Genomic DNA, 11,764 nt, shown 5'->3' with positions numbered 1-11,764 from the left:
TATATTAAATCTGGAAGAAAGACTACTTTTAGAATGAGTAGTAGTTATCCTTATAAAGACAAATTTCAAATAATTATGAAAAACATTGATAATATTACTTTTGCATAATTTATAAAATCAAATTTGAAAACCTTAAAGCAATAACCAAGGGATTAGTCTGCTCTTTTTTAGGTTACAACATAAGATTTTGAGTTGGTATCTTATTAAAATTATAATCTTTGGTTCTATTGTTAATGAAACCAGAACTTCAGATATAAGATTTTACCTTTTAACATTAATTTTCATCATAATTCATTGAGTTATGAATAATTCAGGATATATATTGTATTCTTTGTCATCTTCACTTATAATCTTCAAAAGTGATGATTTATATTGCGTATCTAAGCCATACTCAGGGTTTCCATATTTATTGATTAATGCTATTGCTGCTCCATTTTTCTGAGAAAAATTATTTAGAGTTGTATATAATTTTTCTTTGTCCATTGAGGAAGCTTCTAATACATTAGTTATAGCTTTAATTTCTTTTTCTAGCATACTAATTTTAATATCCTTATAGAATCTAGTTATAAGAGTATTTTGAAAAAAAATCTGAATAAAAACTAACAACATACATAAAACAGTTGTAATAATAAATAGCCTTAGTACAATACTTTTTCTTCTCATTAATTCACCTCAAATTTATATCCTACTCCAAAAACTGTACATATAACATATGCCCTATCCTTTAGATGCTTTCTTAGCTTCTTTATATGATTGTCTACAACTCTTATGTCTCCAAAATAATCATATCCCCATATGGATCTCAAAATTGTTTCCCTAGACAAAACCCTGCCTTCATTCTCCATAAGATATACTAGTATATCGAATTCCTTAGGGGTTATCTTTATTATATCCTCATCTACTTTAAGCTCCCTTGAAAGTTTATTAATACTTATTCCTTCCTTATAAATGGTACTTTTATCTTCAATTACTGTACCATTTGCTCTATCAATCAGCATTTTAGCCCTTGCGACCAACACTTGAGGATTAAATGGCTTTGTTACATATTCATCAGCCTTTAAATCGAATCCAAGCAGCATATCATCATCATCACTTCTTGCGGTTAAAATTATTATTGGCACATCAGAGATTTTTCTAATTCTTTTACAAACAGACCATCCATCTAATTCTGGTAGCATTATATCTAGTATGATAAGATCTATATCTTCAGCTTCAAAAATCCTCAGACCTTCTTTTCCATCTCCAGCTTCTAATACCTTGAATTCCTCTTTATTAAAATAGTCACGTATTATTCTACGAATTTTATCTTGATCCTCAATCACTAAAACTCTTTTATGCATTGAACTAAACTCCTTTATTAAGTTTTACTATGCAAATCCTATAGATATTCCAGTTAAACAGTTAATTTATACACATCAAAACTCCTTAAAAACTCTGGATATTTTGAGATGTATAAATTCAATTTAACTTTGGGAAATCTATATACTTAATCATTATAAAATAAATTTATGTCTTTTTTGTGTCCTTTTTATACAAAAAGAACATAAAAACAATATAAATTGTACCCAAAAAATACATAACTATTGTGTATCATAAATATCGTAGGGTGAGGGACATACAAAATATAATTTTTCAGAATTAATTGCTTATAAGCAATGCCCTACATAATGAATATACTGATTCCAGTGCAAAAAGTCAAAAATTGATTTTTTATGCAAGGCAATTATTTGAACTTGCATAATTGTAGGGATTTTTAATGCTTAATTGTGATTTTTTACAAGTATACAGGTAAAGAATTTCAAAAAAATCCTCAAAAAAACTTTTTGCACCAGAATCATATACTAAAATAAAACAGGAGGTATTAGAAATGAACAAAAAACAAGTATTGGTATTATCACTATCTGCATTAATTTCCCTTGGAGGTTTTGCAAACGGAGGTATTGCATTAGCAGAAGAAGCTAAAAGTCAAGATCTAGAAGTTGTAGAATGTGTATTTAATAACCTCAGCTTTGAAGATTTTATTAAAGGTATGCCTGCTAAGAATATTCCTAAGGATGACATGAAAAAGCTTGAAAGTCTATATGAGCAAAGCATTAAGCTTGAAAAGGATAACAAGCTTGATAAGGCTGATAAAAAATGGGATGAGTTTTATAAAATATTAGACAAGTACTTCGATGAAAATGCTATAATGATAAACCTTGAAGACCTCAGCTTTTAAGATTTTATTAAAGGTATGCCTACTAAGAATATTCCTAAGGATGACATGAAAAAGCTTGAAAGCCTATATGAGCAAAGCATTAAGCTTGAAAAGGATAACAAGCTTGATAAGGCTGATAAAAAATGGGATGAGTTTTATAAAATATTAGACAAGTACTTCGATGAAAATGCTATAATGATAAACCTTGAAGACCTCAGCTTTTAAGATTTTATTAAAGGTATGCCTACTAAGAATATTCCTAAGGATGACATGAAAAAGCTTGAAAGCCTATATGAGCAAAGCATTAAGCTTGAAAAGGATAACAAGCTTGATAAGGCTGATAAAAAATGGGATGAGTTTTATAAAATATTAGACAAGTACTTCGATGAAAATGCTATAATGATAAACCTTGAAGACCTCAGCTTTTAAGATTTTATGATAGATAAATATTTAGATGCAGAAGATAAAAACAGTCTATGAGGGCCATCTTCATGTGAAGATATATCTTGGTAAGATATATAAGTTTAAAAAATAGCAATGCGAAAAAAGCTATACTCTAATGAATTTCAATCTCCTTTCTGGCAAAATTTTAAATAATACAATGCCAGAAGGGAGATTTCTTATAGATATAAAAATTCCCTATTTAATATACGAGATAAAATTATCATAATATATCGTAAAACAACTGTTATGCCAATACTTACTACCATCAATGGGTAAGCTGTCAATCCTACTCTGTTATAAAATAAAATCATTATTAAAAGTATTATACTTAAAGCCATAGTAGCTTTAATATATTTCTTCATTCTATCAATAATATAAATTCTTTTTAAAATAATAATCACAGCACAACTTCCTATTCCTGCTATTAGGAACCACTTATAAAGATTTAATAAGTTTGAGCTTAAAATTGTATTTTCTAAAAGCCCTTTTCTAAACACCAAATCCCTATAAACTCCCATGCTTTTTTTAGAAGCTGCTTCTAATCCTAAGCTTAAGATAATCAGTATACAAGATATTATAGTAAATATCTTTTGTATAATTGGTAAATATAGTTTATTATATCTCTTTTCCATTTTGATCTCCTTCATAGATTATAAGAGACAACTTCTAAGAAGGAAGTTGTCTCTTATAACTGTTATTATTTAAGCTCTCCCGAATCCACTGGATTAGATTCATCCATACTCCACTCATACCAACCGCCATCATATACTGCAATATTCTCCCATCCCATTAGATAGGCATCAAAAAAGGCTTCACTAGCTCTCCATCCTGTGCCACAGAAGAATGCTACTCTTTTATCAGGAGTTATCCCAAATTCCTTCCAATTCTTAGTTATTTCTTTATAATTTCGCATAGTTCCATTTATATTACGATAGTCCTCCATATGATATGGATCAGAGCCTGCGTGACCCCAAACTGCACCCTTTATGCGTCCTTTTGGCTTTATATAGGAATAACCGCTAGTTTTCCCTAAATATTCTGCCCAGCTTCTTATACTAACAAGCTCCTCATTATCCTTAGCTAATATTTCCTTTGCTTCCTTTGTATCAATAATATATTCAGGATGGGCAGGAACTTGTACTCCAAAACTCTCAACAGGCACTGGTTCGTTGGTTTGAGTCTCAACTTCGTATCCTGCTGATTTCCAAGCATTAAATCCACCGTTCAATAATCTTACATCTTCTACACCGCAGTACATAAAAATTGATGCTGCACGGGCTGCTGCAGTGCTATCAGCTCCATACACTATCACTGTAGTGTCATGAGTAACACCATACTTTAAAAGCATTTTTTCTAAATCTTTATCAGATTTACGATTCCATAAAGGTTCTTCCTCTATTTCATTAGTATCTAAATGAATAGCACCAGGTATATGTCCTGCATTATAATCCTTAGGTTCTCCCCAGCTTACTTCAAATATCTTATATACATTACCATTGTAATTTTCTGGATTTTTCCCACCTATTAAATCTTTAATCCAAGCTGCACTAACTAATTTATCATAGTTTTTAAGCCTTTCCATTGGTAAACTATCATCAGCCGCCCATTCCTTCATACCATTTTCATAAATTAAAACATTTTCATAACCTAAATCTTTAAGAATTTCAGCCATTGCTATACTCTCTTTCCCATTGCTATCATAAACAACAATAGTCTTCTCTGGAACAATCCCCTTACCACTTAATGCAGTTTTTAATTCATTATTTTTTAATTCCTTTATCCACTTGTAAGGGAAATCTACAGCTCCTTTAATGTGACCGCCTCTCGCTTCCCCTTCAGTCCTCCATCCAATATATGCAGCTTCGCTACGAGTATCTACTACTATATACTTATCATTTTCTAATTCTTTTACTAACTCTTTCTTAGTAATAACCGCCTTTTTTGCTTGTTCATTGTTCTGAGCTAGGTCTTTCTTAGTTTGTTCTGATTTTTGTGTATTATTTTGGCATGCTGTAAAAATGCTTATGCAAAGTACTACCATCAAAATCAAACTAAAGTATCCCTTGTTTTTTTTCATTATTTTTCCTCCTTAGTATGTGTTTTACAAGTATTTCACTGGGTTTAAGCTGCATTTCTCTATTATTTTATAGGAGGAATCTGTGATATTCAAATAGGAATATTTTATAATTGCCTATTAAACTATAAGATATTTCTATACTCTGTCTGCTTCTATTCCTAGTCTAAGTGCATTATCTTTCAAAATTTCAATAACACATTTTGACTTTAACCTATCGCATTGATCTTTATCCCAAGAATTTGGATATCTCCTTTTCATTCATGTAAATCTTGATACTAATTACCATTTATCAAATCAATCCATTTTATCTATAAAAATCACTCAAATGAAATATTAAAATCCCTAAAGTATTACAAAATAATAAAATTCTATTTACTGTTACAAATGGTTAAATTATACTACATCTAATAAAAAAAGCCTATTATCTTTAAAAAAGACAACAGACTCTCTTTATTAGTTATACTTATTGTTTAATTGCTCTAATTTATTATATTAAAGATTTGGCTCTTTTCTTAAGGCTTTTACTAAAGCTATCATACCAAACAACATTATAAAAGCAAATGGAAATGCTGCCGCTATAGATGCAGTTTGAAGCATACCAAGGGCTTTATCACTGGCTAACATTAGGGTTAATGCTAGTCCTGATTGAATAATACCCCAAATAACTTTTCTCCTGGTAGATGGGTTTAATTCTCCATTAGATGACATCATACCAAGAACAAAAGTTGCCGAATCTGCAGATGTAACAAAAAATGTAGTAAGTAAAACAACAGTAACTAATGAAATAGCGCTTCCCATTGGATACTTATCCATAACTACAAAATATGCAGTAGAAGTTGATTTAATAGCTTCCTTAGCCACATCTAATCCTTGGTTTATACCCATTGTGCCGAATACAGCAAACCATATAAAAGAAGCTAATGTTGGTGCTAATAAAACTCCAGCAACGAATTCTTTAATAGTTCTACCTTTTGAAATACGAGCTATAAAGGTTCCAACAAATGGTGCCCAAGCTATCCACCATGCCCAGTAGAATATAGTCCACCATCCATACCATTCATTATTACCAAATGGATCTATCTGAAAGCTTTCTCTAACAAAGGTACTTAAATAGAGGCCTAAACTATTCGTAAAAGTATTTATTATCATTATTGTGGGTCCGATGATTAATCCTAACACTATAAGAATTCCACATAATGAAACATTTGCATTGGATAACCATTTTATCCCCTTATCTAAACCAGTAACTGCTGAAATCATAAATAACACGGTTATAATTGTTATTACAACTATTCTTATAATATTTGTCTCTGGAACTCCGAAAAGATAATTTAATCCACTTGTAGTTTGCAAAGTTGCCATACCTAATGATGTAGCAACACCAGCAACAGTGGCAAATACAGCTAAAATATCTATTAGCTTTCCAATGGGACCATTAACCCTTTCCTCACCAATCAATGGTATGAATATACTACTAATAAGTCCTGGTTTATTTTTTCTAAACTGCATATATGCAAGTGCTAATGCTAAAACACTATAATTTGCCCATGGATGTAAACCCCAATGGAAAAAGGACTTTTTTATGGCAAAGTCAGCAGCTGCTGCTGTTCCACCTTCCATTCCTAGAGGATTGACAAAATGATTCAATGGCTCTGCAACTCCCCAGAAAACCAGTCCTACGCCCATACCTGCACTAAAAAGCATGGCAAACCATGAAATCAATGAATATTCAGGCTGTGAGTCATCTGCTCCCAGCTTTATCTTTCCATATTTACTAAATGCAATCCAAATTGAAAATACAACAAAGGAAAACATAGTAAGAAAATAGAACCACCCAAAATTACCAACTAAGAAATTAAATACACCATTAGCTGCCAATTCGAATTGTGTTGGAAGAAAAAGTCCTGTAACAATAATTGCAAATACTACCAATAAAGATATATAAAAAACTTTATTATCTTTTTTCTGCATAGATGCGCCCCCTATCAAATTATTTTATAACGACTTTAGGAAAAACCTCGTCCCATAGGGACGTGGTTTATATTTAGTTAAATCTTAACTTTAAAAACTGTTTGCTCTTTTATATCTGTCTCTAGAGCATCCAAAGCTACGCCAACTCTATGATATCTAAGCTTCCATTGTTGTTCCTTTGAAGTATTTGGATCTCCTAAAGGATATGGAATAGATATTGTTGGTACCATTCTGTTTGACCCAACAGTTTTTGCTACTGGTATTAAGTTTGCCATTTGTACTACTGTAATTCCTGCCTTTTCAATTTCTTTTACTATCGTTGCACCGCAACGTGTACAGGTACCTCATGTAGATGTTAGTATAACTGCATCTACTCCAGCTGACTTCATGTCTTCAACCATTTCTCTACCCATTCTTGCCGCTTCACCTTGCGTAGTTCCTGTACCTACTGTTGTATAGAAATAGTCATGTACTGATCCAATTCTTCCTTCCTTTTCATATGTCCTTAAAGCATCTAATGGTACTATTACATCAGGATTTGCATCAGCAGCTGCTGGATCAAAACCTGCATGAATAGTTTTATATACTCCACCTGGAAGATGGTCTAGATTAGATATATTATATTTACCCCATCTTGTAGCTGAAGCTGACTGGATTCTATCGGGATTGTCCACAGGTACTATACCACCTGTTGTTGCTAAAGCAATCTTTGCCTTACTTAAATCTTTAATAGCAGATGCTATAGGTACTAAATCTAGTTCAGGTATAGGTAATTCACTAACAAATTCTTCACCATTAATCTTTTTAAGAAGCATATCTATAACTCTATCTGTAGCTGGTACTGGAGGGTTAAGCCATTTTTGATGTCTTATTCCTCTTCCATAGTAACCTTCTTCTGCTGCTGATAAAAGTTCTTCTCCATTTAATAACTTCTTAGCAAAGTCAGCCATTGCCTTAGTATCTTTCCTCATGGCAGCAGCACTTTTCCCACCCTTGAATATATACATTTCTTTACTAAACATTTCAACCCCAGGGTTTTCATCGTTCATAGAAGTTATTACAGGCACTCCAAATTTTTCCTTTACCGCCTTACATATATGTCCACAGGCTGCTCCATATCTCCCTGCTCTAAAGGCTGGTCCTGCAAAAAATATATCAAACTCTAAATCATTTAAAAATCCTAAGATAGTTTCAACAGCTTCATCTTTTCTTGAACCCATGAAATTATCTCCACATATTATTGTGTGAGTAACTTTAACATCATCGCCTAAGGCTTTGTCAAGTGCCATGGCTGGTCCAACTAAACCTTCTCTAATTTCTGGAGCATAATCCGCTACATCTTCTCCACCAATTTGTCCAAAAAATTGGTTTAAATATAGAATCGCTTTTTTCATCTCCTTAGCCACCTCCTTAATATTCAACCATTGTCTTAGTAGACCAACCTGCAACTTGGTCTCCACAGAACATAGCATTGTTTTCCATGATTATTGAGCCATCTTCTTTAACTGATGGTCCTAATATTTCATCGTCAGCCCATCCTCCAGATAAACCGTCTCTTGCTAAAGCTTGTAACTCACCTATTACTGTTTCCATTGGTGGAAGCTTTATAAGCTCAGATACATTACCACATGATACGATTGCATTAGCCTTTGGATCTAATGTTACTAGGGGTTGTGATGCTCCATCTCTTCCAGTACACTCATTTGTAAGCCCTACAGTCTTAATTCCTGCATCTTCTAATGCTACTATACATGCTATGAAGTCAGCATCTGGGTTTCCATATCCTTCTTCTGCTACTATTGCACTATCTGCACCTAGAGACTTTGCTATTTGTGCTACAAATTGAGCTGCTCTTTCTTTCTGCTCCAATGCAACATTTAGGTTAGACATAATCACACCTAAGAAGTTAATTGTTTTTCCATGCTCCTTATATAGTCTTTTGATCATAGGATAATTTTGAAAATCATATGTTGACCATTTCGATGAGCAAGGCATAAATGACCCTGAAATCATTGCTCCATCTAAAACCTCATTTGGATGCATAAAGGTTGGCACCATATGGTTACAATCCCATCCATAAACTAAATCATTATATCCCATTTCCTCCATTTGAGACTGTGGTTGTAAAACAAGTACAGTACTTGGTAAATCATTTATTTCTTTAGAACGCTTTGTTATAGGTTCTAATTCATATGTTTCTATTTCTTCTGGTTCAAGCTCAGCCACACAGCTTCCTATATATTCTGCTAAACGCATTCCTGCCCATCTTAAGGCATGATTTTTCTTTTGCTGTTCATGTTTTTCAAATTCCTCGTCTGTATCCCCAACTAAAACAATATTTTTTAATTGTGAGAAGTATGTGTATTTAGCACCTTCTCCACTCATATCTATTAAACCATCTTGGAAGCCTCCCCAATGCTTTCCAACTACCAACACACTACAATCCTTAAGTGCAAGAGTTCTTCCATTCCCTGACTGCATAAGCTCTCCCGTTACTCCAGGAAATACTGGTCCTCCTCCTACCCTATGTCTTGGTTCAATAGCCTCCTTTACTGGCACTAATCTTACTTTGTCACCTGGTTTTACTATAACCAAATCTGCTTCAATAATGTGCTCATCTTCTTTAACTACTGCTAAGGCTTCTTCCTTATTAATAGTTAAGACTCCATTCTCATAGGCAGTTTTGTCTCCAAAAACAATGTCTTTCACATAAAAATTGCCAATTTCTAATTTCATTTTTTACACTCCTTTCATTCCTTAATATTATTTCTAGAAAAATAACTTATATATAGATTTCCAATAGTAAAACTTAATTTATACATATCAAAATATCCAGAGTTTTTAAGGAGTTTTGATGTATATAAATTAACTGTTTTACTGGAATATCTATAAGGAAGATAAGGAAAAAACGTTATCCTTGTCTTGTCTTAGATATTGTTATTTTTCTAACTAATATAATTATATCATAACCATGATTATATTGTAAATTCGTTTAGTAAATATTCGTGATTTAAATTACAATTTTTTTTATATAAATTTCTTAACTTTCTTTACTACATTTTGTACTGTAGAATTCTTTAAATGTATTGTGGGATTTCCTCAATTATTAAGCTTTATAATTAATAGAATTACATTACTTTAACTTCTTGTGCTAGTTAATTAAATTTTTTGTTTATAAAATACCTTAGAGAGTTTTAATATTTCATTTGAATGATTTTTATAAACCTGTTTTCACCTTCAAAACAATATAAAAAAACAGATTTATTACATGAGCGAAAAGGAAATATTAAAACTCTAGTGATAGAAACTAGCACAATAGGTTACTTTAAATCCATCTAAGTCAGAATTATTCAATTTTTTTAATTATAAAATTTAATTATAGATTATATAGTTGTATGTGGTATAATACTTATAAAATTAAAATATTTTTAGTTGGTGAATTAAAATGTACAAAAAAGAAATTCAGAAAAGGCGCATGATGAGTTATTTTATTGAAGCAGTAAATCAAATTATTGAAAACGAAGGATTTGAAGCTATTACTATTAGGAAAGTATCAGATATCGCTGGATATAATAGTGCTACACTATATAATTATTTTGAAAATCTTGATCATTTAGTTTTCTTTGCTTCTATGAAATATTTAAGAGAATACGTTCTTAGCTTACCACATTATTTAAAAGATGCAAAAACCCCTATCGATAAATATTTTTCCATTTGGAAGTGTTTTTGTTATCACTCCTTTAAAAAACCTAAAATTTACTATACAATTTTCTTTGATAAATTTAGTAATTCTCTAAACGATGATATAAAGGAATACTATTCAATTTTCCCTGAAGAACTGGGTCATCAATCCGATGACTTGCTTCCCATGCTCCTAGGACAAAATATTTATGATAGGAACAGATCAATACTTAAATCTTGTATATCAGAATTTTTAATAAAAGAAGAGGATTTAGAAGAAATTAACGAAATGAATCTCCTGATTTATAATGGAATGCTTTCAAGAATTTTAAATGGACAGGTAGATTATAGTACAGAAGAAGCCGTAAATAGAACATTATCTTATATGAAACAAACAATTAAATCCTATACAAATCTTAAAATTAAATAAAATAAAAAACATAAGGAGATACAATCTTATCCTTATGTTTTTTCATTTTTAAAAAAAAATGGCATTATACCCAGCCATCAAGGACAAGGTTTCATGCCTAAGTCGTTATAAAATCATAAAATAATTTTAGTTGGGCGCATATTAATTATATCATAAGCATATTTGTTTTTCAATCAAGTTTATATTTTAATCATGATTATTTTTTGCTAAAATATAGAGAAGCAATAAGCAGCCTAATACTGCAATTGCTTCTCTGTCATTAACCTGAGAGTTTCTTTCAGAATGCACAATTTAAAACTTAAGAATACACAATCTTTCTTTATAATACAATTATGATTTATAAAATACCTTTAGATAACTGAAATTGCCCCTTCGGTGCCTTTATAATACCTTTGTAATTATTAAGGCTTTCCAGAGTACTGTCCAGATATGGTCCTTTAGCCTGAGAACTTCACTATAACTTATTTAATCATAGCTTATACCTTCGGCGGTCCATCCCCAATATAGATTGACTCTCTCCCAAACCCTTCATCCAGTAAAATCATTATTAACTTTTTAAAGCACATGAATCTTCTAATATTATACATATCTTTCATGAAATTTTCAACTTGTTTTTTTACAATAATATCTATATTAGCAGTCACTGCCTGCTTTAGCAACAAATCCTGCCTTTGAAAGAATTTCGGTAGCAGTGCTTAACTTTTCTTCGTTTACAAGTACTATAGGACCTGTACATCCCATGCCGCTTTCCGCATAGATTTTTTCCTTCCATAATGCCTTTACAGCATCTTCTAGATCCATTATATCTATACCAGAGATTTGTCCTGTTACTACTTCCTTTGGAGGAGCTGTAACTTTTTGTGCTTCATTGTCAGCTTTTTTGGTATCCTTTGCAAGCCCTGCAAGTATTTCCTTTAATCCAGCCTTATTGGCTTTTTCAAATTCCTTCTTGGCTATTTCCTTT

Annotated in this window: 12 protein-coding genes, 1 pseudogene and 1 riboswitch; of the genes and pseudogenes, 4 read left to right on the top strand and 9 right to left on the bottom strand. The window is 31.7% G+C overall.

The features are described 5' to 3' along the window. Positions 1-291: 291 nt before the first annotated feature. Both BUB36_RS17205 and BUB36_RS17200 read right to left on the bottom strand, forming a co-directional pair. The gene (locus BUB36_RS17205) at positions 292-663 is read right to left on the bottom strand and encodes a hypothetical protein (RefSeq protein ID WP_073153149.1); all 372 of its coding nucleotides are present in this window, start codon (positions 661-663) and stop codon (positions 292-294) included. Beyond that, positions 663-1,340: a response regulator transcription factor gene (locus BUB36_RS17200; protein WP_073153144.1), complete on the bottom strand. Its 678-nt coding sequence runs from the start codon at positions 1,338-1,340 to the stop codon at positions 663-665. Before BUB36_RS17200 ends, BUB36_RS17205 begins: the two co-directional genes overlap by 1 nt. A gap of 527 nt (positions 1,341-1,867) precedes the next feature. Here BUB36_RS17200 and BUB36_RS17195 point away from each other — a divergent pair. From BUB36_RS17195 to BUB36_RS19865, 3 genes are read left to right on the top strand one after another with little or no spacing between them, the layout of a single operon-like run. Beyond that, complete coding sequence (locus BUB36_RS17195; RefSeq protein WP_073153141.1) at positions 1,868-2,218, top strand: hypothetical protein; 351 nt, start codon at positions 1,868-1,870, stop codon at positions 2,216-2,218. A gap of 15 nt (positions 2,219-2,233) precedes the next feature. Further along, entirely contained in the window at positions 2,234-2,422 is a 189-nt protein-coding gene (locus BUB36_RS19870) for a hypothetical protein (protein ID WP_165613132.1), read from the top strand. 15 nt (positions 2,423-2,437) lie between these two features. Further along, positions 2,438-2,626 (top strand): hypothetical protein, encoded by a 189-nt coding sequence (locus BUB36_RS19865; protein ID WP_165613132.1) that lies wholly within the window; start codon positions 2,438-2,440, stop codon positions 2,624-2,626. Positions 2,627-2,817: 191 nt separating this feature from the next. On the opposite strand, the gene BUB36_RS17190 is transcribed toward BUB36_RS19865, so the two are convergent. The 6 genes from BUB36_RS17190 to BUB36_RS17165 form a co-directional block, all read right to left on the bottom strand. Continuing rightward, the gene (locus BUB36_RS17190; RefSeq protein WP_073153139.1) at positions 2,818-3,273 is read right to left on the bottom strand and encodes a hypothetical protein; all 456 of its coding nucleotides are present in this window, start codon (positions 3,271-3,273) and stop codon (positions 2,818-2,820) included. 65 nt (positions 3,274-3,338) lie between these two features. After that, positions 3,339-4,718, bottom strand: coding sequence for a rhodanese-like domain-containing protein (locus BUB36_RS17185; protein WP_073153136.1), 1,380 nt, complete (start codon positions 4,716-4,718; stop codon positions 3,339-3,341). A 135-nt stretch (positions 4,719-4,853) separates the two neighbouring features. Continuing rightward, positions 4,854-4,976, bottom strand: coding sequence for a hypothetical protein (locus BUB36_RS20435; protein ID WP_278247863.1), 123 nt, complete (start codon positions 4,974-4,976; stop codon positions 4,854-4,856). A 234-nt stretch (positions 4,977-5,210) separates the two neighbouring features. Further along, entirely contained in the window at positions 5,211-6,689 is a 1,479-nt protein-coding gene (locus tag BUB36_RS17180; RefSeq protein WP_073153134.1) for a glycine betaine uptake BCCT transporter, read from the bottom strand. Positions 6,690-6,766: 77 nt separating this feature from the next. After that, positions 6,767-8,083, bottom strand: a complete 1,317-nt coding sequence (gene grdH, locus BUB36_RS17170; protein ID WP_084112114.1) for a betaine reductase selenoprotein B — start codon at positions 8,081-8,083, stop codon at positions 6,767-6,769. A gap of 16 nt (positions 8,084-8,099) precedes the next feature. Further along, entirely contained in the window at positions 8,100-9,425 is a 1,326-nt protein-coding gene (locus tag BUB36_RS17165) for a glycine/sarcosine/betaine reductase component B subunit (RefSeq protein WP_073153128.1), read from the bottom strand. A gap of 709 nt (positions 9,426-10,134) precedes the next feature. On the opposite strand from BUB36_RS17165, the gene BUB36_RS17160 reads away from it, so the two are divergent. Beyond that, complete coding sequence (locus BUB36_RS17160) at positions 10,135-10,800, top strand: TetR/AcrR family transcriptional regulator (protein ID WP_073153125.1); 666 nt, start codon at positions 10,135-10,137, stop codon at positions 10,798-10,800. Positions 10,801-11,220: 420 nt separating this feature from the next. Then, a riboswitch (glycine riboswitch) is annotated at positions 11,221-11,332 on the bottom strand. A 101-nt stretch (positions 11,333-11,433) separates the two neighbouring features. Here the strand turns inward: BUB36_RS17160 and BUB36_RS17155 are convergent. Beyond that, positions 11,434-11,764, bottom strand: a pseudogene (locus BUB36_RS17155) (glycine/sarcosine/betaine reductase complex component C subunit alpha); the annotation flags it as partial.

This window comes from Paramaledivibacter caminithermalis DSM 15212 (assembly GCF_900142245.1).
Lineage (GTDB): Bacteria > Bacillota > Clostridia > Peptostreptococcales > Caminicellaceae > Paramaledivibacter > Paramaledivibacter caminithermalis.
The sequence above is the reverse complement of the archived record's forward strand: the minus strand, read 5'-3'. Positions and strand labels throughout refer to the sequence as shown.